General features: G+C 34.5%; 20 protein-coding genes and 1 pseudogene. 9 read left to right on the top strand and 12 right to left on the bottom strand.

Annotation, left to right across the window (positions count from 1 at the left end; genetic code table 11):
- Positions 1-843: 843 nt before the first annotated feature.
- Complete coding sequence (locus AB3K24_RS10170) at positions 844-1,029, top strand: hypothetical protein (RefSeq protein ID WP_013102134.1); 186 nt, start codon at positions 844-846, stop codon at positions 1,027-1,029.
- 346 nt (positions 1,030-1,375) lie between these two features.
- Here AB3K24_RS10170 and mscL read toward each other — a convergent pair whose 3' ends face one another.
- From mscL to AB3K24_RS10155, 3 genes are all read right to left on the bottom strand, one after another.
- Positions 1,376-1,744 (bottom strand): large conductance mechanosensitive channel protein MscL, encoded by a 369-nt coding sequence (gene mscL / locus AB3K24_RS10165; protein ID WP_013102133.1) that lies wholly within the window; start codon positions 1,742-1,744, stop codon positions 1,376-1,378.
- Between the two features lie 152 nt (positions 1,745-1,896).
- Positions 1,897-2,814: an IS30 family transposase gene (locus AB3K24_RS10160; RefSeq protein WP_013102132.1), complete on the bottom strand. Its 918-nt coding sequence runs from the start codon at positions 2,812-2,814 to the stop codon at positions 1,897-1,899.
- Positions 2,815-2,972: 158 nt separating this feature from the next.
- Positions 2,973-4,307: an FAD-dependent oxidoreductase gene (locus AB3K24_RS10155; RefSeq protein ID WP_013102131.1), complete on the bottom strand. Its 1,335-nt coding sequence runs from the start codon at positions 4,305-4,307 to the stop codon at positions 2,973-2,975.
- A gap of 696 nt (positions 4,308-5,003) precedes the next feature.
- Between AB3K24_RS10155 and AB3K24_RS10150 the strand changes: the two are divergent.
- Positions 5,004-5,348, top strand: a pseudogene (locus AB3K24_RS10150) (plasmid recombination protein); the annotation flags it as partial.
- A 394-nt stretch (positions 5,349-5,742) separates the two neighbouring features.
- Here AB3K24_RS10150 and AB3K24_RS10145 read toward each other — a convergent pair.
- Complete coding sequence (locus AB3K24_RS10145; RefSeq protein WP_013102150.1) at positions 5,743-6,024, bottom strand: BRCT domain-containing protein; 282 nt, start codon at positions 6,022-6,024, stop codon at positions 5,743-5,745.
- 2,061 nt (positions 6,025-8,085) lie between these two features.
- Between AB3K24_RS10145 and AB3K24_RS10140 the strand changes: the two genes are divergently transcribed.
- Together AB3K24_RS10140 and AB3K24_RS10135 are read left to right on the top strand one after the other, a co-directional pair.
- Complete coding sequence (locus AB3K24_RS10140) at positions 8,086-8,925, top strand: ParA family protein (RefSeq protein WP_012304962.1); 840 nt, start codon at positions 8,086-8,088, stop codon at positions 8,923-8,925.
- Position 8,926: 1 nt separating this feature from the next.
- Positions 8,927-9,286 carry a hypothetical protein gene (locus AB3K24_RS10135; protein ID WP_013102149.1) on the top strand — a complete coding sequence of 120 codons (360 nt, stop codon included), beginning with the start codon at positions 8,927-8,929 and terminating at the stop codon, positions 9,284-9,286.
- Positions 9,287-9,745: 459 nt separating this feature from the next.
- Here the strand turns inward: AB3K24_RS10135 and AB3K24_RS10130 are convergent, their stop codons facing one another.
- Positions 9,746-10,195, bottom strand: coding sequence for a cupin domain-containing protein (locus tag AB3K24_RS10130; RefSeq protein WP_013102148.1), 450 nt, complete (start codon positions 10,193-10,195; stop codon positions 9,746-9,748).
- Between the two features lie 211 nt (positions 10,196-10,406).
- On the opposite strand from AB3K24_RS10130, the gene AB3K24_RS10125 reads away from it, so the two are divergent.
- Together AB3K24_RS10125 and AB3K24_RS10120 are read left to right on the top strand one after the other, a co-directional pair.
- A complete protein-coding gene (locus AB3K24_RS10125) occupies positions 10,407-11,081 on the top strand; it encodes a VIT1/CCC1 transporter family protein (RefSeq protein WP_013102147.1) in 675 nt (224 codons plus the stop codon).
- Position 11,082: 1 nt separating this feature from the next.
- Entirely contained in the window at positions 11,083-11,763 is a 681-nt protein-coding gene (locus AB3K24_RS10120) for a VIT1/CCC1 transporter family protein (RefSeq protein ID WP_013102146.1), read from the top strand.
- A gap of 80 nt (positions 11,764-11,843) precedes the next feature.
- Here the strand turns inward: AB3K24_RS10120 and AB3K24_RS10115 are convergent, their stop codons facing one another.
- From AB3K24_RS10115 to AB3K24_RS10100, 4 genes are all read right to left on the bottom strand, one after another.
- Positions 11,844-12,806, bottom strand: coding sequence for a cation:proton antiporter (locus tag AB3K24_RS10115; RefSeq protein ID WP_367975639.1), 963 nt, complete (start codon positions 12,804-12,806; stop codon positions 11,844-11,846).
- Positions 12,807-13,372: 566 nt separating this feature from the next.
- Positions 13,373-14,905: a ClC family H(+)/Cl(-) exchange transporter gene (locus tag AB3K24_RS10110; protein WP_013102145.1), complete on the bottom strand. Its 1,533-nt coding sequence runs from the start codon at positions 14,903-14,905 to the stop codon at positions 13,373-13,375.
- Between the two features lie 174 nt (positions 14,906-15,079).
- Positions 15,080-15,427, bottom strand: coding sequence for a FluC/FEX family fluoride channel (locus AB3K24_RS10105; protein WP_013102144.1), 348 nt, complete (start codon positions 15,425-15,427; stop codon positions 15,080-15,082).
- On the bottom strand, positions 15,424-15,825 hold the full coding sequence (locus AB3K24_RS10100; RefSeq protein ID WP_010277807.1) for a fluoride efflux transporter FluC: 402 nt from the start codon (positions 15,823-15,825) through the stop codon (positions 15,424-15,426). Before AB3K24_RS10100 ends, AB3K24_RS10105 begins: the two co-directional genes overlap by 4 nt.
- A 1,129-nt stretch (positions 15,826-16,954) precedes the next feature.
- Here AB3K24_RS10100 and AB3K24_RS10095 point away from each other — a divergent pair.
- Both AB3K24_RS10095 and AB3K24_RS10090 read left to right on the top strand, forming a co-directional pair.
- Positions 16,955-17,518: a recombinase family protein gene (locus AB3K24_RS10095; RefSeq protein WP_010277799.1), complete on the top strand. Its 564-nt coding sequence runs from the start codon at positions 16,955-16,957 to the stop codon at positions 17,516-17,518.
- An 876-nt stretch (positions 17,519-18,394) separates the two neighbouring features.
- Positions 18,395-18,832, top strand: coding sequence for a DDE-type integrase/transposase/recombinase (locus AB3K24_RS10090; protein WP_013102140.1), 438 nt, complete (start codon positions 18,395-18,397; stop codon positions 18,830-18,832).
- A 201-nt stretch (positions 18,833-19,033) separates the two neighbouring features.
- Here the strand turns inward: AB3K24_RS10090 and AB3K24_RS10085 are convergent, their stop codons facing one another.
- From AB3K24_RS10085 to AB3K24_RS10075, 3 genes are all read right to left on the bottom strand, one after another.
- Positions 19,034-19,567 carry a 5-formyltetrahydrofolate cyclo-ligase gene (locus AB3K24_RS10085; RefSeq protein WP_010277786.1) on the bottom strand — a complete coding sequence of 178 codons (534 nt, stop codon included), beginning with the start codon at positions 19,565-19,567 and terminating at the stop codon, positions 19,034-19,036.
- A 31-nt stretch (positions 19,568-19,598) separates the two neighbouring features.
- Positions 19,599-20,171, bottom strand: coding sequence for a uracil-DNA glycosylase family protein (locus AB3K24_RS10080; RefSeq protein WP_010386640.1), 573 nt, complete (start codon positions 20,169-20,171; stop codon positions 19,599-19,601).
- 65 nt (positions 20,172-20,236) lie between these two features.
- Complete coding sequence (locus tag AB3K24_RS10075; RefSeq protein WP_013102139.1) at positions 20,237-20,485, bottom strand: transposase; 249 nt, start codon at positions 20,483-20,485, stop codon at positions 20,237-20,239.
- A gap of 159 nt (positions 20,486-20,644) precedes the next feature.
- Between AB3K24_RS10075 and AB3K24_RS10070 the strand changes: the two genes are divergently transcribed.
- Positions 20,645-20,708, top strand: a 64-nt coding sequence (locus AB3K24_RS10070) for an arsenate reductase/protein-tyrosine-phosphatase family protein (RefSeq protein ID WP_457852240.1), incomplete at its 3' end; no start/stop codon positions are given.

Below are 20,708 nucleotides of genomic sequence, written 5' to 3'. Positions count from 1 at the left end.
AACTATTTTCCATTTTAAACCTATCATCATACACTATAAATTATTGAAATTAAGACTTAAAATATCTGTTAATTGCATAAAACAAACTAATTACGTTATAATATATGTACATTAACTAATAGGTTTGGAGATTCCAATCCTTTCGAGCTCATCGCTGGCAGGCGACGAGCTTTTATTTTACAAAAAAACCCCGTCTGGCAGGACGAGGCACATGCATTAACGACGATCGTCGAAATACTTTTGCAACCAGATTAACGTTATGCCAACAAAAATTTGCCATAATGCAGCGTTGAGCAGTTGCAATTCATTAACTAATAGTATCAAGGAGACCCACCTCCCTTCACGGCGCTTAATCTTAACGCCTCGGTAACTAATATAACAGATTTAATTTTTGTTGACTATTTCAATAATTTTCTTCTAAGGTTACTTTTATAGCGTCCGTTTTGTTTGTTAGTATTTTTCGTTCATCAACCGTCCGCTTATCAAAATTGATTTTAATTCAAAAAGGGATTGGGAATTTCCCAAACAAAAGCATATCAATATTGATATGTTTTCACCTCATGTGTGGCCACACATAGTATGCTCGCAACAAGAATTTTTGATAGTTTTTAAGTTGTCGCCTATAGCGACTTCTGACACACTGCTTTCTAGCAATTAATCAACCAGTTTCTTGGTGGAGTGTAAGTGCGCATTGACCTAAAAAATAGGTCATACGGACTACCATAGAATTTTCTATGTGTAAGTGCGCATTAAACTCATTTTATTCGTTTTGCTGACGGATTATTTTGCTTATTAGTATAATTAGACTAGATACCATTTTAAAGACAACAAGGAGCTTAAATTATGGCTGATAAAAATATTTTTGAAGAGTTGTTTTTGGAAGCTGAAAAAAACAACTTACAAGTATTAATGGACAATGCTTTAAACGAAAAGGATCCTGATAAGAAAAAAGTCTTAATGGAAATTTACACCTATGCCATTGGTAAGAAACAAAAAGAATTACTTAAAAACAAAGAATTTGTGATTTGAAAAGAAAGGTAGTTTATGTTTTCAATGCTAGTCGATTTAATCAGTTTAATAACCGATACACTTTCAAACTATCTATGGTATTCTGATGAACAAAAAAATAAATAATAACTACATCCATTATTTAGCCTAGATTTAATCTAGCTATTTTATACTCAATACATAGTCAATTAGATGACTATTCTCTTCTCTCCCATAAATTTTATTCATCAATTATTCTCTCAAAAATTCTCTCAAAAAAAAGCCATTCCCCCAGAATGGCCTTTTTTATTGAAAGTAATTATCCAAAAGAATAAAAAGTACTAACACCAAATAATAAGGTATCAGTACGTATGTTAAAAATTGCAATTTATTTTTTCTCAAGAATTTCTGTAATTTGTTTCAAATATTTTTCTGTATTGGTTTCTTCAACAACTTTTTCTTCAACACGTTTCTTATTTACTTTGTTAAATACTTTAACCATTATAAATATTGAAAAAGCAATAATCAAAAAGTTAATAATTGTCTGTAAGAATGATCCATAGGCTACAGTAGCTGTTCCAACTTTTACAGCCATCTTAGAAATATCAATCCCTCCAATTAATATACCCACAAGTGGCATAATAATATCATTAACCAATGATTTTACAATTAATCCAAAAGCACCACCTATAATGACAGCCACTGCTAGATCGACGACATTTCCCTTAAAGGCAAAGTCTCTAAATTCTTTCCACATAAAAAATCTCCCTTATATTTTAATTAGAACGCCCATACGCCCATACATTATTATCTTAAAAAATCATAAAACTAGCAAGATTAACGCTTACCATTATTACTATACTTAATTTTTCTGCTAAAAAACAATTAACTTATGGTAGATTGCAAGAATTAACCGAACACTGCAAACTGCTGAAAAACCTTTCGTGGTGATTGCCAGTTGAGTGTTTTCATTGGTCTCGCATTGATCCAATGATTAATTTGATCTAATTCTTTGGCGCTAACTGTTTCAATTTTGCGTTCTTTCGGTATAAAACGACGGACGTATCGATTTAATATCTCATTACTCCCACGTTCTTCTGGTGAATATGGGTGCGCAAAATAGACTGGAATGCCTAGTTTTTGCTCGATTTCGTTATATTTTGCAAATTCTCGCCCACGATCAACAGTGATTGACTTGGCATTTTTGATCCCTTGAAAAAAATGAATTAAGACTGGTCTCACTGCCTGACTATTGCGCCCAGTGACCTGTCTCACGATATGTTGCCGGCTTAGTCTTTCAGTAATTGTCACCAGCACATCGCCACGTCTTTTACCCGATTGCATGGTGTCAACTTCAAAATGTCCAAAGGTTTGTCGTGCTTTCACACTTTCAGGTCTCGTTTCAATCGAACAACCATGCACAAATACTTGTCGTCTACCATCAGATTGACGCTTTTGACGGATACCTTTGTCAGGTAAATCAGCCAATGATAGTTTGAGTCGACCAGCATTGAGCCAATTATAAATCGTTTTGAAAGGTAACCCTAAAACATGCGCAGCGGTTTCTGGTGACCACTTCAATATACCAATGTGGTGATTCAAAAAGACAGCGATAGCTGGTGTTAGCGTGTCATGACGACCACGTAGATGACGTTTTTTCAATGCCAACGCATGAGCAATCTCAGCTTTATAGGGTGTAACTTGATGAATTTCAATCGAAACGGTTGAAGGAGAGCGTTTAATAAAGCGCGCAATGGCACGAACAGAATAATTCAATTCGAGTAAAGTTTGAATGACAGTGCGTCCTTGAGATGATAAACTAGTCATGAGTCGCAGTTCCTTTATGGTTGTTTTAGACAATTACCATTAAAGGCGCTGCGGCTTTTTTATTCAAGTGTTCGGTTTAATTTTACAATCTACCATATAAAAATCCTCAAGGACTTATTCCTTGAGGATCTCTATTTTAATTTGTTATAAATGATTTATTAGATTTGATCAAACAAATCATTTAATGCCTCTGTCATTGTTGGATGGGTGTATATTTGATCGCGCAAAGCTTCAGCTGGAAGGTGATTCTGCATCGCTAGGCTAATGATATTAATCGTTTCAAATGATTCTTCAGCATAAATTGTTGTACCCAAAATCTGATGACTCTGTGGATCTATCAATGCTTTATAAATGCTTCTTGGATTACCAATTACTTGTGCTTTAGGCACACTAGCTGCAGATATTTTCAATACTGTATAATCAATGCCTGCCTCACGGAGCTGTTCCTCTGTTCTTCCAATACTACTAATAGCCGGATTTAAAAAAATAGTGTTCGCGAATACTGGTCGATTTAAACGACTTCGTGTCTTATTACCATACAAATTATTAGCAATAATGCGCCAATCATCTAATGAAATATACGTGAATTGTGGTCCACCAGTAACATCGCCTAAAGCATAGACATCTTTAGCATTTGTTTCTAGTACATCATTGACTAAAATTTCACCGTGACTACCTGTTTTAATGCTGGTTCGTTCTAGGTGCAAATCGGTCACATTAGCTCGACGACCTGTAGCAACTAGTAGTCCATCTGCCTGTATTTCTTTCATTCCTTCTGGTGTGCTTATTGTTAATGTAACACCATTTAGCGTGTCATTTACATTAGTTATATGGCTTTCTAACAAAAAGGATATCCCATCCTCTTCTAAATCATGTTTAGCTTGTTGAGCAACCTCAGGTTCAAATTTCCCCAAAATCTTAGGTGCCTTATCAACGATCGTTACATGGCTACCAAATTGTGTATACATTGATGCAAATTCTAATCCAATGGGACCACTACCTAGAATAACTAACTCTTTTAATTGTTTATCTTTTGCAAGTAGATCTGTTGATGAATAAACCTTTTTACTATTAAGCAATCCATCAATATTAGGCCAAACTGGTGTGGCCCCTGTATTAATAAAAATTCGATCTGCTTGCAATGTTTCCTGCCCTGAATTATCAGATACTTGCAGTGTATGATCATCTAAAAATTCAGCAGTAGCTGTCAAAACTGTTACGCCGCTTAAATCAGCCACCTTATGATAATTTTTATTACGTAGCTTTGCAGTTAGATCATTTTTCTTTTTTAAGGCAGCTTCATATCTTATGCCACGGTGTGCATTGATAATCATATTTTTAGTTGGTAAACAAGCAATATTTATACACGTACCACCATACATGTTGGGGTCTTTTTCAATAACTAATACTTCTTCACCATGCTTTGCAAGTGTGCCTGCAAGTGTTTTACCCGCTTTTCCAAATCCGATAATAATATTACTAAAATGTTTCATTATGCACCTTTCTATTCAATAATTTAACTATGTGATCAAATCTCAAATCAGGATCTAAAATAATTAAGTAATTAAATTTATTTAGAAATAACTTTGCAAATAATTCCCAATTTGTATGTTATTTTTTTGTACAAGATTATTGCAACAATATTCTGATATTTTCATGATCTGATTCCCCCTCAATCAATTATAGATAATTCAATTATTTTAGCGCAAATTTCTTTTGGATAACAAATAGTCGTAAAGAGGCATTCATTGGTGATAATCTATCCTTGTGGAATGTTAGCCAACCAGCAACTATCAAAGTAATTGTAAACAAGAATGATCATATACTCAAAAAAACCATCCATTTTTTGAATATATGATTCATCTTTTTTACTGTATTTTATGTGGTTAAGCTGACGCCAGCTTGCCCAACGCGGGTAGCGTTCTGCATGACATGCTCCCGCTGAAAGCGATCCTGCAATGATAAATTGCCCCGTCACGGCGTGACCCGCCGGAGGTTTTACAAGCCGGATAAGTGGCGCTGTAAAATAGCAGTTTCCCCAGTACGAAGGGGACAAGCTACTGTCATCGCTTGTCGATGACGCGCCTCGCAGAGCCTGTCCAAAATACTATTTTGGTATAACAGGCTATACCAGATTTTCAACGGTGTTATACTGGTCTTGGAAAACCTTTTTCGAGGAGGCATTTTTGATGGCGCATTTAAAGAAAAATACGCGTGGCGCAGTACCCGGTTTAGCGGTCCATTTTGAACGTAAAACCGACCATCACACTAACAAAGAAATTGATGTGTCGAAAACCTATCTGAATCAAGAGCTCATGGCGGATGGTTCTGATATGCTGTCACGCTTCAATGCGCGTTTAAATGACGTTTATTGCATGAAAAGAGACGATGTAAAGGCGTTAGCGACTTGGATTGTCACTTTACCTGAAGAACTCGCAGAAGCGCCCTACGAGCAACAGAGCGCCTTTTTTGAAGTAACCAGCAATTTTCTCAATGACCGTTATGGTCAAGAAAATGCCGTGGCAGCTGTCGTGCTCAGAAGTCAATAAATTGGACTATTTTTGTTCAGTTAATTAGGCGACATTTGAGATACGATTGGGATTATAAAAATTGATATACCAACCAATGGCTGCTTGGACTTCTGAGCAACCCAGACTGATGTCGACTATTTAGTGAAACCAAAACAATTTTAATCCAAATAACATAGTATTAGTATTTTCAGAAATAGCTTTTGAATCAAAGCCCTTTCAATCCCTTTAAAAGCCGCTTTAAGATATAATAACTTTGCATAGTCTATTGATACACAAAATCTTAAAAAGCGCCTCAAATCGTTAACCAGCAACCATTAATTACTAAAGTACGTAAAAAAAACAGCCTTTCTGTTCAAAAAAAGAACGAAAGGCTGTTTTTAATCCAAATCACACGTGACTAAAAAGAATTTTTCTGTTGTAAGCGCCAAATACACCACTTTAAAAATTCGCTTTCATTCAAAATTTCAACGCTGTGCGTCTCAGCATACTTAATTTTTTTGGTGGTTAATATTTCGAACATGGACTGCTCTATTTGACCAGCAATCACATACTTTATTTTTTGATTCATGTTAGTTTGAGGAAACGCCCCTAACATCGCTGCCAATTGTTGGGCTTGTAGTCGTGTCAAACTGTTAAGTTTACCAGTAAAGATAATCGGTTGTTGCGATAAATCTTTCATGCCAACACTTCCTCACTAAAAATGACTATAAACACTGATTCCTGATTATAAAAAAATGCAATTTAAAGTCTGAATAGATTATGCCAAGTCACGTGGAGAACAGACTGGTCAGTTTTAAAAGGTAGCCTAATCGTCCTGGTTTATTGTATCGAATATAGGTCAAGACGCTTCTTATGTCATCACAATATATAAATATTTACTAACTGGGAGACTAAAAAAGTATCTATATCTTAGCAAAAAAACGAGGTTAATAACAGATCCCGAACATTGCAACAATATACAACTAAAAATTCACAATATTAGTGTTGATAAAACAGTAATAAAGAAATTCATAGTCATAAAAAGTGGCTACTTATATTCATTACAATAGTTGACATATGCCGATTTAAATGATTGTTTTATTATATTGTCTCATTTTTGAAAACATATTATAGGACATGCTAGGTAATTTTGCACATTGATACAAAACTCCTGTAACCCTTAACCCCCATACGAACTTGGGGGTTTTACTAGTTGTCTTTCGGTTAATTTACCCCCCCTATTAGTAATTTGGGGGCTACGCGATTTTTCTCATCTTTAGCACCTTATCCTTATAATAAAGCACTTTGACCCATCACCGGTCCACGACCTATCGGTCTTAGTCCCTGGTCACAGCAGAGCTGTTCCCTGATGGGTCACGCGAAAAAAATAATTACCTTAAGTATACCATATTTTATTACCATGAATATATGATTAAAGATCACAATAGCTAAAAAGATCGAAATATATACAATCCGTCGTAATTAAAACAATTAGGAGCAGGACTTCTTCCTGCTATGATATATCTTAGGCGTTGTGATTAGACGCCCAGAAGGGAGGTGTTCCTTCGTGAAAGCTTCTATAATTGTACTGCAACAGCTACAAGCCACACTTTGGCAGATTTTGGCTGGCTTAGTGTTAATCTCGTTGCAGAATTATATTGAGGATCACAATCATTAATTTACAACCCCCCTCGTCTGGCAGTATGGGGGTTATTTTTTTAAATCAAAAAGCTTATCACTGGCAGGTGACAAGCTCTGGATTATCTGCCACTAGAAACGGAAACCGCGCAACTGCCAACACAACAGTTAAGCTCGCCCGTGGTTATTATTATTATTGTGGCTTTTTTTAATGTCTTTAAATCAAAACCAATAGAGAAAACTAAAAGAAGTTATTGACACAAGCAAGTCACAAATGCTTGATTGAGAGTGAGGGAAGTTTAGAGCCGAAGAAAGTTTTTCCCTTGTTTTGGGAAGAAAAAAACTTTAATCAAACAAACACTTGACCGATCGTTCAGTCGTCCGTCACCTTATCCATACAAGCTTTGGTTTTACCCACTTGCTTTAATCAATTACTTAGTCATTGAACCAATAAAAAAACGCCCTTATTGGCGCTGTATCACTATATTTATTCTCTTTGTCACGATACAGTTTAAAGACAAGCTCTGTGTCCTTGAACACCGTTTTACCTGCCGAGCCGTTAATGGTCGCTCTCACCCTACTACACGCCCAGTATGGATTGTTTGTGTAGCACCCAAATATTTTTGTACAGTAGTGTCTGGGAAAATGGCACTTGTCTATTTTTTCGTATACCTGATACAGCAATTTGGATCTACCGAGTTGCAAGAAACACAACTACCCCCTACCTGTCATATCAACCATACCCCTTAAAGTGTTTGGCTTCACTCTTTTTGAAATCACCCACATTTACAACACAAAGGTTATGTTGTATAATAGAGCTACATTGATCAAACAAATAAGATGTATGTAGCTATCAAGGACGGCAATCCTTGGTGGCTTTTCTTTTATTCTTTTTTATTAACACTATCAATATAATACACCCTAATCACCCTGTCAACAATATATTTGTTTAATAGTGATATTTAACTATTTAACTATTTATAAACACTATAAAACCAGTATGTACAGCCGGTTAAATAGTTAAAAAGTTATATTTATCTATTGATATATTTATATATAGTGATATAGTTATATTTATAAATAGTTATATAGTTATATATTATTTTTTTATAAAGGACTAATCATGGAATTAAAAACAAATAGAAAACAAGCAATCACGCTAACAGTTGGAAACTTCAAAGGTGGTGTAGGAAAAACTACTAATAGTATTCTAATAGCATATACATTAGCGCAAAAAGGAATTAAGACCTTAGTTATTGATCTTGATCCCCAAGCAAACGCCACAAAAACACTAACTTTAACAAAGTTAAACCAAGATGAAGACGGAATACTCACGTTTGAAAAAACACTTATGCGTGGTATTGCTGACAATAAAATTGATGATCTACCAATAAAAATTATTGATAATTTATTTTTAATGCCTTCAAATATTGATTTCGAAGAATTTGCCAAGTTTTTATACCAAAACACAGACAATCAAACAGACGAAGATTTTTATTTTTCAAAACTATTAGATCCAATAAAAGAAAGCTTTGATATTATTATTATTGATGTTCCACCAATGTCTAAAGAAATTACACGTAATGCTGTTACTAGTTCTGACTATGTTTTAATTTCACTACAAACACAAGAACATTCACTAACTGGTGCTGAAAATTATATCGAAGAGTTAAATAAACTAAATGAAAAATATGATCTAAATCTAACAGTTGTAGGTTTACTGCCAGTTCTTTTAAAAAATACTGGAACAGTTGATGAATATATTATTGAAAATGCCAAAGAAATTTTCGGTGAAAGCAATATTTTCTCAACAATTGTGCCACAAATGGAACGTATTAAACGCTTTGATATAAATGGAATTACAAATCATGATAGACATGACTTAAAAGTTCTACAAAAGTATAACGAAGTCACAGATGAGCTAATTACTAGACTAAATTTTTATGAAAAAGAGGTAAACTAAAATGAGTAATAGCGTACTAAAAGGAATGAGCCCAAGAGTACAAGGTAACATCCCAGCTAAAGAACAATTTTCTTTAAATGATAGTAGAGAAAAGAAAGTAGCACCAAAACCACAATCTACAATTAAAACAGATACTATTGAAACTAAAAACAAAAAATCTAATAAAGAAAAATTTGTCAATCAAAAGTCGCAGATTAAAATTTCTGAAAGTATTAAAACGGAATTAGCTGCACTCAAAGCTATTAACAAAACAAAGTTTGACTACGAAGTAATAGAATTATTGATTGACAGTTATGTTCAAAATTCACTAACATCAACACAAAAAAGAAAATTTAAAGCATTAACCAGTGACGATTTTTAAATTGGTATAGATTGTGAAAAAAGCTTAAACCTGACTTTGTGAACTGTCGGAAAAGGTCAGGGGGATCACAATACACAAGTGCTGATTTTAATATTAAATATCAAAAGTCTGGATCGAAACATTCATACTCGCAGCAATGGCAAACATACGACAAGGGACATATGGAAGAGTTATATTGAAAACATACCAAACATCAACTGAATTCCAAGCAGCTATCGGGTGGTATACTAATTTTTATAATCGCAACCTTACCTCAAAATTTCAAATGTTGCCTAAGCAACTGAACAAAAGTAGTTCAATTTATTGATTTCTGATCATAAAATATCGCCGACAATTCAATATTATCAAAACTAACATTCCTAAAATTTGTATCTTCTTTACTTTTTTCATCATTTCTCCTCATACACTGAAAAAAAAGCGCTTATGCGCTTTTGTCAAATAAATGTATGCTTTGTTAAATTACTCTTCAGAGCCTTCAAGCTCCCCTTCTTGAATGATAGCTTCTTCCTTGGTCGATTCTGTAACACCGTGTTCATGCTTAACTGGTGAATAGATAGAGTAGCACTTCATAACCTGATCACCAACATTGATAACATTGTGCCAAGTATTATCAGGAATAATAATGGCCTCACCAGGAGTAATATCCTTATCAATAGTCAATTTCTCTCTATCTTTTCCCATCTGAACATGTCCGACACCTTCAACTAAATAAATAAACTGGTCATTACCATGATGAATTTCCATTCCAATATCACCACCATTAGGTGGAATTGCCATTAAAGTAACTTGAAAATGATCTCCTGTCCACAAGGTTGTGCGATAATTAACATTTTTTATAGCCGCCTGATTAAGGTCAACAGCAAATGGATGTGGTCCGTAATCTTTCAACTTCATCTCATTGTTAGTCATTATTTAATTCCTCCTTTGCTCATTATAGCACAAATACATGATCTTATACTTAATTAGTGGGCGTCAAATAATGAGACCAAACCACTTATTTGATCAGTATAAGATCAATGAAAATAATCAACTGTGTATCACCACGGCATGTTTTGCAGTAATTTGTAATGTTCATTTAATTCTTGTAATTAACCGTAAAATAAAATGTTATAATTTACACATGGATATACAAATTAGTAAAAAAATAAATATTCTACGTGCCATTGTGATGGGAGCGAACGACGGTATTATTTCAATTGCTGGCGTTGTTTTTGGTGTTTATGGGGCCTCAATGAATACTTGGACAATTTTTCTGGCTGGCCTGACAGCAACAATCGCCGGTACTTTTTCAATGGCCACAGGTGAGTATGTATCCGTAAATTCACAATTAGATTCAGAGCGTTCAGCTAAAGACGAACAAAGAAGTGCGCTAGTTAATAATTTTTCACAAGAAGCTCAATTTCTGATACAACACTATCAAACAGATGGCATCAGTGAGGAAAATGCACGGTTACTTGCGCAACAAAGCATGCAAAAAGATGCATTAGGAGAAACCTTACACGCACGCTATGGCATAAATGAGGATGATTTTATCTCGCCAGCTGAAGCTGCTATTGCTTCAATGATGGCTTTCCCCCTTGGTGCCATCTTGCCAATGGTCGGTATGATCTTTGTCCCGATGACATACCGTGTCGTCATAACTCTTATTTTTGTAATTTTCGCCTTGGTTTTAACCGGCTATTTCTCAGCCGTGTATGGAAATACACCAAAAAAAACAATGATTTTACGAAACGTACTGATGGGGCTATTAACAATGTCCGTGACATACTTAATTGGCTTATTAATGGCTGCGTAATATGGAATACAAAAAATTGACTTTATCAGAAAAATTAAATATTATTCGTGCTGGAGTGTTAGGTGCCAATGACGGAATTATTGGTGGCGCTGGTGTCATCCTCGGTATTACTGGTGCGACTACCAATAATACAGTCGTCTTTGTAGCTGGTATTGCTGAAATGCTCGCTGTTGCTTTTTCTATGGCGTCAGGGGAGTTTGTTTCGGTTTCGTCACAAAAAGATACAGAAAAAGCAGTGGTTGCAAAAGCTGAGACCCTTTTGGCCACCCAACCTACAATTGTGCATGATGAAATTGCTATATATTATGAACAACGGGGTGCTGATCCTAAATTAGCCACACGTGTGGCGGATGACCTGATGACAAATGATGCTTTGAAACACTATGTACAAATTAAGTACGGTATTGTAGTTGGAAAGTATTTAAGCCCTGGACATGCCTTAGTATCATCATTTATTGCCTCAATATCTGGTGGTATCTGGCCATTACTATCCGTGATATTACTACCCGACAATCTGAAAGTTATAGGAACAATTTTGGCAACGCTTTGGGCACTTTTTTTAACTGGTTGGCTAAGCGCTTGGGCGGGACGAGCACCAATAATTCCAGCTATTTTGCGCAACATATTCACAGGAGTGCTCACAATGGCCTTCACTTATTGGCTTGGAACCCTATTTAAGTAGCAAAATGAAATTTTATAACGCATAACCTGACAGAAACCAATCAGCCATCTGCTAATATAGCAACTTTTATAATTGTAATATCAAATCTTTTTGAACAGTGGTTTCATGATTATCGGAGCTACTATTGTTGAAACGATGACAGCAACAATAAACTCCGCTGAAGTATAATCATCAATAATATGTGATGATATACCTATTTGAATAATCACAAGGACCATCTCACCTCTAGAAATCATGCCTGCCCCAATTGCACTTGAAACTCTGGTATCTAGACCAGAAATTTTTGCTCCCCATAACGAGCCAACAAATTTTGTGACAATAGCTAAAATACTAAAAATTATAATAGCTGTTATCTTATCTCCCAGTCCCTGGATTACGATTTCAAGACCGATGGACCCGAAAAATACAGGGTAAAAGAAAGAATTACCCATTTTCGTACTGATAACACCAATTTTATCAGAAAAATTATACTTCCTGAGTAGTATACCTAACGCAAAAGCGAGTAATGGTAAAATACTGTTTATCCCCAGTGCACCTCCACCTACTAAAACAGAAAATAAAGTCACCGCAAACAAAGCAATTATGTCATCTATTACAGCCGCCGAAAGTATGATTGCTCCTATTGCAGTGGCTAATTTTTTTTGTTCCGATAGTACAGCTAACGTTATAGATATTGAAGTTGCAGAGAACACAACACCGGCAAATATGGAAGTCTGTATATTATATCCAAGCAATAAAAATGCAATCGGAAAAGTAATTAAGGGTAGTAGTACCCCCATAACTGCAATGAGTGACGATGCTTTAATGTATCTTTTCATTTCCTTTAAATCCGACTCTAGTCCCGAATTTAACATCAGTAAAAAAATACCTATCTCAGCTATCAAGTGGATTAAATTACTTGACTGTACTATATTAAATATGCTGGATCCTAAAATGATACCTGAAAATAGTTGCCCAACAACTTCAGAAAAACCAAACCAGGTGCCTACCTTTCCCAGAAAAATAGTAACTATGACTAAGAACATGATTAATAGATATTCCATTATTTCTCCTAATATTTAAAAAGCTCCAAAAAATGCTAGTTCCCCGACTAACAATTCTTGAAGCTTGCGCCCAACCGTTTAAATTAAATTAAGTTAAATATACCATAGTTTTATTATTCAAATCAAATTTCGCTATATATTATTGTCCTGATCCTACGATATAATTTTTAAAAAGACATTTTCTGTCTCTAATTAAAAAAATATGATTTTTTATTAGCAAAAAAGGAATATATAGAAATTGTTTAAACAAAGAACTTACACCAAAAAAAGCTGATGGTTAGTACAAAACTAATTTTTATATCATCATACTCCACCTCTTCTTAGGCAAATTTTTATTTTGATACAATTATGTTGAATATAATTTCACTATTACGATGTGCTCACTCAATCAAAACACTCTAAATTACGATAAAGCGATGTTATCTCAATTGAATTTGAAACTAAAGCTGGTTCCAATTATTTGTAAAAAAGAATCTCCTGGTAATTATTTCTGTAATTGTAATTTAATTGATAACGAATTTATCTTTTCGACGCAAAAACTCTAAAATCGTGTTTTTGAAATTTATTTAGTTGTTAAGTGATAGTTGATTTCTAGTAATTTTTGCATCTTTTTGGTTCATTCTAATATAAATAATATCACCAGCACGTAATACTAAGTCTCCTTTGGGAATCAGTACATTTTCAGATCTTCTGACCAGTGTAATCAAACTATTTGATTCCAGTTGTAAGTCTCTTATTTGTTGATCTTCTAGCATACCACCAGCAAGAACAGTGACTTCCATAGTTATCATGGAGGACATCGCTAGATGCGCTGGTTTTCTTTTCAACAAACGTTCTAATAAAGATTCATATATTGGTGCACCATTTAATAGATCAACTACTAAGTAGGCTACTAAACTTACAAGTGCTAAAGGTAAAATGTGGGTCACACTCCCAACCATCTCAAAGATAAGAATAATTGCAGTAAATGGTGCTTTACCAATACATGCGAAATAACCTGCCATACCGATCACAATAAAGTTTAAAGCATAATTTGCACTCATGAGATGTAAATAGACAAATATATGAGCCATCAATGCGCCACTTAGTGCACCTAGAGTCAAAATAGGTAAAAATATTCCCCCTGGCAGACCGGAACCGTAACTAATCATTGAGAAAACAAATCGAACTAACAAAATTACGATGATCATTTTCATTGTCATAGGTGCTTCTTTCAGTGATAAAATTAAATTATTTCCCCCACCTAAAAGATTTGGCCATAAAATTCCAATCGGTATCACCAAGATAAACGGCACGATACCGTATAAATATTTAGGAACCCTAATTTTACTGTAACAATTTAAGCTGAATAGTAAAAATTTTTGATATAAAAAGCCAAATAAGCCTAATATAATACCAAATACCAACAATAAACCATATAACTGTACCGGGAAAACGCTTAAGTGTCCAATAGATAAAACTGGTGTTTGGCCAAACAAAACCGTAGAGACAAAATCCGAAACGCTTGCGCCTGTCAATGCACCAACCCAGACAAAGGGAGAAATACTGTGATAGACTTCCTCCAATACAAACATAACGCCGGCTAAAGGTGCATTAAATGCAGCTGATAAACCTGCAGCGGCACCACTGGCTATAAGCCCTTTCGATTGATTATGACTAAGACGTTTATATGATGCCACACCCTGACCAATTGATGCACCCAGTTGAATTGAAGGACCTTCCCGCCCCAGCATTAAACCACTACCAATAGCCAAAATTCCTGATATAAATTTCCGCCACAATGTCGACCACCAGTTTATTTTTAGTTCACCCAATAATAGACCTTCAACCTGTGGAATGCCGGAACCGGATATATTAGGTTCTTTGTTTAACATCCATGAAACAATTAAAAAACAAATTAAATTAGCAGTTATCACTAAAAATATTAACGCTATATTGCCATGTGAAATATCGAGATACAGCGTTTGCACAAATTGAAGCAATTTTTCAATTGTCCAGCGGAAGACACTAACAACTATTCCTGTTAAAAAACCTATAAGTGTGCCATATAATACTACTGACAGCTTTGATGTATTGAGTCTAATTCTTTTTTTAAACATAAAATCAGTTTACAACAAAAAGGGGGTTGATTCCAAATACAGAAAAATTTAACGATTTTCTTTATATATTCTCATTCTTTGATTAAAACAGAATCAAGCGAATTCGTTTTGTGTATGTATTAACAAAACATCAAAGACATTTAAAACTGCGTGTTTCACATTCAAAGTATTTCGTTAAACGTGTATGTGTATAGCTACAATAAATAAAAAAATTCCTAAGACTAATGTCAATGCAAAATATACCATACTCCGTTTAAAACTATTAAACTGCTCTCCCTGTGTCATCATGGTGCTGAATGTCGTCAGGCCGCCAATAAAACCCGTTCCAATAATAATATGCCAGACGTTGCTGTTCATATTAACTGATAATACACCCATCAAAAAAGCACCAATAATATTAACATAAAAAACACCTGTGAAAAAATTTGTAATCCTTGGCATAAAACTTATAACTAGATATCGAATAACAGCACCTAGCCCAGCAGCTAAACAGAAATACAAATAAAAGTTAAAAAAATTCACTGATTTAATCTCCGATTTTTTCCTACATTTTTCCCAAAAACAACTGCAATGTAAGCCAGTATAAAACTAATTAATGTATAAATAATACTAATTAAAAAATTTTCTCTACCTAATTGATTAATTTGAAGTATAAATGTGCTGAATGTTGTAAAGCCACCCATGATACCCGTCCCTATAAAATTTTTTAAAATTAAAGAATAGTCATAGCTGTCAGGAATGACTGCTCCGATATAAGCAAGGAAGAATGATCCTAAAACATTGATGACTACTATAACCCAAGGACTACTCCCAATATGTGGAATTTCGGTAATTAGTAGCCTGAACAAGCTACCTAATGACCCACCAAAAAATACTACAAGACAACTAGTCAGCAGGGTACTATCTTTTAAATATTTCATGTTTTCTCCTAAACAATACTTGTTAACACTTTAAAAAGTATAAAAATCAAATATTTATATTTTATAGTGTCTCTTCAAAAGTAAAAATTACAGATGTGGAAAATAATTTACTGATATCATCATGTATCTAAAATGCACGTTATACCAACCTAAATTGGGATACTACATGAAAATAGAAAAGAGATAATTATGATCAGTTCAGTACAATTTGAAAACACAAAATGTTATTCAAACCTATCAAACAAAGACTGCATTGCAAGTAAGGAATTCGTTTTTTTAAAAAAATGATTCTTGCGGAAAATGGCTACAAAATAGATAACATTGAAAATAACTTAGCACCAAAAATTGCAAATATAACGCTTTCTGATGACAATACCGCCCTTAAGCAACGTATATACGTTGAGTCAACAATATCAAATAAGATTCCGAATTTCGTATACTTAATATATCAAGAACGCCATACACCCGATGAAGTATCGCTTAGTACGACCATTTCATTACTAACCCCATTTAGTATTAATGGATTATTAAACAACACACCTGAAAATTAGTTTAAAAATGCTAAATAAAAACAAGCAAAATGATCTATGAAATAGAAATAATTGGCAAAAACAGTGAAAGTGGTATAATATAAATATAAACAAAAAGACCCATGTTAGGTACATGACCTTTTAAGTCACAAGCGTGCTTCAGCGTTGGTAGTTGTTATTTTGTTAATAAACTAAAATAGTCATTTCACGAAAACCCCTAGAACCGGCCAAAGTTAAGGGGTTTTTGTTTACCTATTTTTTAGACTTGTTAATTTCTTTTAGTAGTTCGACTACTTTCGTAGCTAAAACAACCAGAAATGTGATCAACACAATTACCGCGGTCTAACAGACCATTTGGTGTTATCCTTTCAGGTAGCCTTGAGTTTCAACAATAAGCGTCACCCCCAACTATCAGATTCCACCAGTCCTTAACTTGCTTGTAAATAAAATTATATCATAACCTAATCTTCACAAAAAAATATGACAGCTTTACAGTTATTAGTGCAATAAACTTTTGAGTAGTTTGCACTTTTTCAAAGTCATGCTATACTTGGCTTTATATACTGCAATTTAGTTATGCAATTTTAAAGAGGTATAAAATGACAGTTTATGGTTATGCACGGGTTTCAACAGCTGGACAATCTTTATATGAACAAAAAGAGACTTTGAAAAATGCCGGGGCTGAAATGATTTTCAGTGAAAAATATTCAGGTACAACTACATCACGACCACAGTTTAAAAAACTTGTCAATCTAATTGAACCTAATGACACATTGATCGTCACCAAGTTAGATCGCTTTGCTCGAAATACACGTGAAGCATTAAATTTAATTGATGATCTCCTGAAACAAAAAATTGTGATTAAAGTTCTAAACTTAGGAACAATTGACAATACCCCAATGGGTCGCATGATTGTAAGAACATTACTTTCGGTTGCGGAAATGGAACGCGACATGATTATCGAACGTACGCAGGCTGGTAAGATATTTGCAAGGCAACACAATCCCAACTATAAAGAAGGTAGACCCAAAAGAAAAAAAGATAGCCGAAACACAGCTATCTTTGAGTATTCTCAAACGCACACAATAAAATCTACAGCAGAAGCTTTCAATATTTCTGTTAGAACAGTACAATATATTAAAAAATTGTTTATTCAAGATTAATTATATTAAATTAATGGCAGATGACAAAAATATACGTCTTCCAATTGATATGCATATATGATATCAGTTCAGTAACATGGACAAACGCTTATACCAGACTCACACTTTATTATAATCAACCAATTTTACCTAGATTTACAATGCTCGTATACTGAAAATCAGGACTTCTTTATTTCTAGGGCATAATCCGATGCTAATATACTAAAAAATGGACTATCTTTATTCAGTCCGTTATTCACAAGATGTCAAAGGTTTCTTGGTTAAACTTCACCAAGAAGGCCGTTCACTTAAATCACTAGCAGAAGGATTCGGACCGTCGAACGATCCTATGGATATTTGGGTTAAACAAGCTACTCCAATCTTGATCAAGGGTCAGTCAAAGACTTTAAAATACGTCAAGCAACTAGAGAAGCGCCTCACTATTTTGGAGGAAGAAAACGAAATTTTATCACGCATAGCCTGACAAGCATTGAGCGGCCATCTTACTAGCCAAAAAATAGTCCGTAATGTGGGATTGCCGCTAGTTAACCAATTTTTAGCACAAGGCTACGCGCTTGTGCGTATTTTAAGTCCACTTAAAATCAGACCTAGTACCTATTACAACTGGCGCCATTGGCAGTTCAGTCGACAAGAAAAGTTTAGAGAATGCCTAAAACCTTATATTTTAGACGTTTGGAAAACCTTTAAATTTTATGGTTATCGTCGTATTGCTGCTTATAGTCAACTAACCAATGACTGCCCGAAAATATCTGAGTATATGACACTCAAATTGATGCGTGAATTAAGGATTAGATCAAGCATGCAAAACGTTATCGCAAACACAAAACCGTTGTGACGGTTTCTCAAATAACTAATCTGATTAGGCACTAGCATGATTTGAGCGGTGTTTGGCAAACAGATATCACTTATATTCAGTTGACTAATCACAGATGGGCCTATTTAGCAACCGTTTTGGATCCTGAGAAGAGAAAAGTATTAGGCTATAAAATTGGCAATACAAGGACAGCCGAACTAGCTACAAGTGCCTTACAGATGGCGTTAGATAATCATCAAAAGCCACTAATAGTTCATTCGGATATGGGGTTACAATACACGAGTGCTGAATTTAATACCAAGGGTCAAAATTATGGCTTGAAACATTCATATTCACTCAAAGGACATCCATACGATAATGACTTTATGGAAGCGTTTCATTCAATATTGAAGCGTGAAGAAGTTTATTTGAAGGCATACCAAACATTAACTGAGGTCCAAGCAGCCATTGGTTGGACTATCAATTTTTATAATCGAAATCGTATCTCAAATGTCGCCTAATTAACTGAATAAAAATGGTCCAATTTATTGACTTCTAAGCAATAGACTGGGCTACTAGAAATATCTATTTGAGAGGAGCTAACACAGAATTTTAGAATAATCATAATTACCTAAATGAGATTGTTTAACATAAAGTAATTAAAAAAATAAACTCATAATGAAAAACTAACATATTCATTATAAGTTTATTTAGCATAAATCCTATTTTATAAGATACCTCACCGGTCTATCCCACGTATCCTTTGAAAATTTATGGATTGATTGAGGAGGCAACACTAGCGAAACCGTTATACCATTATACTCTGCCAACGTTGCGTCAAAGAAACCTGCACCGTAACCTATCCGATAATTATCTTCGCTAAAGGCTACACCGGGAACCACCATTAGATCTATTCCCTTCAAATTTTGTGCTTGATTTTCATCTTGTGTTGGTTCTAGAATTCCGAATTTTGATTTACTCATTAAACTTTCTATATAGTCAAACCATAATAATTTTCCACTACTCACCCTAGGTACTACTACTTTCTTATGGCTTCTCAACGCCTCCTGAATAATGACATCAGTACTCAATTCGTGTTCCATACTTATAGTTACAGCCACTGAATTAGAGTTATTCCAATATGCCTTAGAAAACAGAATTGCCTGTAATCGCTCTTCTTCAGTAATCTTGCTATGGTAATCATATAATTTTAGTTTATCCAAGGTCATTTTTCTTATTTCTTTTTTACTAAGCACTGCTACAAACCTCCTCCAAATTATCTTCAAACTAGTCCGATAAAATCTTACTAATTATCTCTTTTAATTCTGGCACAACCTCTTGTTCAAACCACGGATTTTTTTTAATCCATATATTATTTCTTGGTGAAGGATGAACTATCGGAAAATAAAGAGGCAAGTAATTTTTGTAGTTCTTTATTACATCGGTTATCTTGCTTTGATAACCAAGATTCAGATAATATTTCTGAGCATATGATCCCACCAATATAATTAACTGAACATCGGGCATAAGCTCCAATAATTTTGGGTGCCATTTGTTAGCTACTCCTCGTCTGGGCGGTAAGTCACCCCATTTTCCTTTTCCTGGATAGTAAAAGTCCATGGGAATTACGCCAATTTTTCCTGAATTATAAAAGGTATCTTTACCAACCCCGATCCACTCTCTTAATCGATCTCCCGATGCATCATCCCACATTATACCCGAGTTTTGAACTCGTAATCCCGGTGCTTGACCAATAATGACTAATTTTGCTTTTTTCGATACGTGAAATATTGGCCTTAATCCTTTTTTAGTAAACTCCATATTCATTTGATCTGCTGCTATATCATCAATAATACTCATATTCCCCCTCCTAACCAATGTATAATAATTATTATAAGCTACTTTATCAAACTTATATTGATTTATTAGTTCACAACTAAACTATAAAAGTCTACCAAGAGTCGTGCAACTTCTTTCTGCATCGCATTAAATTCGGCACGAGTCACTGGCTTACCGGTAACGTCCGTCCCAATGATTTGGGCTTTCTTCACCCAACCCGTGACGGTTTGTACAGCCAAATGGTATTCATTGGCTAGAGAATTAGCAGAACGTCCCTCGTTATACAAGGTGACAATTGATGACTTAAATTCTGTTGAGTATCGCTTAGCTTTCATAATATAAAAAAACTCCTATACTTGATTATCTCGGATTATGCCCTAGAAATAAAGCGGTCCGGATTTTCAGTATACGAGCACCTATGTTGATGAAAGCATTGCATTTAAGTTTATGGTGTATCATGGTGTTATACAAATTAAAATTATAGGTGGTTTAGAATGAAAAAAATTTATTTTTTATGTACAGGAAATTCTTGTCGCAGTCAAATGGCTGAAGGATATG

The sequence above is a fragment of the Leuconostoc aquikimchii genome, from assembly GCF_040838325.1.
GTDB classification, from domain to species: domain Bacteria; phylum Bacillota; class Bacilli; order Lactobacillales; family Lactobacillaceae; genus Leuconostoc; species Leuconostoc aquikimchii.
The sequence above is the reverse complement of the archived record's forward strand: the minus strand, read 5'-3'. Positions and strand labels throughout refer to the sequence as shown.

What these genes read in the sequence shown, in the direction of transcription:
- AB3K24_RS10135 (WP_013102149.1), top strand. Translation starts at nt 8,927, where the DNA reads ATGAGTAATAGCGTACTAAAAGGAATGAGCCCAAGAGTACAAGGTAAC.
- AB3K24_RS10080 (WP_010386640.1), bottom strand. Translation starts at nt 20,171, where the DNA reads ATGAGTATTATTGATGATATAGCAGCAGATCAAATGAATATGGAGTTT.
- AB3K24_RS10115 (WP_367975639.1), bottom strand. Translation starts at nt 12,806, where the DNA reads ATGGAATATCTATTAATCATGTTCTTAGTCATAGTTACTATTTTTCTG.
- AB3K24_RS10075 (WP_013102139.1), bottom strand. Translation starts at nt 20,485, where the DNA reads ATGAAAGCTAAGCGATACTCAACAGAATTTAAGTCATCAATTGTCACC.
- AB3K24_RS10095 (WP_010277799.1), top strand. Translation starts at nt 16,955, where the DNA reads ATGACAGTTTATGGTTATGCACGGGTTTCAACAGCTGGACAATCTTTA.
- mscL (WP_013102133.1), bottom strand. Translation starts at nt 1,744, where the DNA reads ATGTGGAAAGAATTTAGAGACTTTGCCTTTAAGGGAAATGTCGTCGAT.
- AB3K24_RS10145 (WP_013102150.1), bottom strand. Translation starts at nt 6,024, where the DNA reads ATGAAAGATTTATCGCAACAACCGATTATCTTTACTGGTAAACTTAAC.
- AB3K24_RS10120 (WP_013102146.1), top strand. Translation starts at nt 11,083, where the DNA reads ATGGAATACAAAAAATTGACTTTATCAGAAAAATTAAATATTATTCGT.
- AB3K24_RS10110 (WP_013102145.1), bottom strand. Translation starts at nt 14,905, where the DNA reads ATGTTTAAAAAAAGAATTAGACTCAATACATCAAAGCTGTCAGTAGTA.
- AB3K24_RS10140 (WP_012304962.1), top strand. Translation starts at nt 8,086, where the DNA reads ATGGAATTAAAAACAAATAGAAAACAAGCAATCACGCTAACAGTTGGA.
- AB3K24_RS10130 (WP_013102148.1), bottom strand. Translation starts at nt 10,195, where the DNA reads ATGACTAACAATGAGATGAAGTTGAAAGATTACGGACCACATCCATTT.
- AB3K24_RS10160 (WP_013102132.1), bottom strand. Translation starts at nt 2,814, where the DNA reads ATGACTAGTTTATCATCTCAAGGACGCACTGTCATTCAAACTTTACTC.
- AB3K24_RS10100 (WP_010277807.1), bottom strand. Translation starts at nt 15,825, where the DNA reads ATGAAATATTTAAAAGATAGTACCCTGCTGACTAGTTGTCTTGTAGTA.
- AB3K24_RS10170 (WP_013102134.1), top strand. Translation starts at nt 844, where the DNA reads ATGGCTGATAAAAATATTTTTGAAGAGTTGTTTTTGGAAGCTGAAAAA.
- AB3K24_RS10155 (WP_013102131.1), bottom strand. Translation starts at nt 4,307, where the DNA reads ATGAAACATTTTAGTAATATTATTATCGGATTTGGAAAAGCGGGTAAA.
- AB3K24_RS10125 (WP_013102147.1), top strand. Translation starts at nt 10,407, where the DNA reads ATGGATATACAAATTAGTAAAAAAATAAATATTCTACGTGCCATTGTG.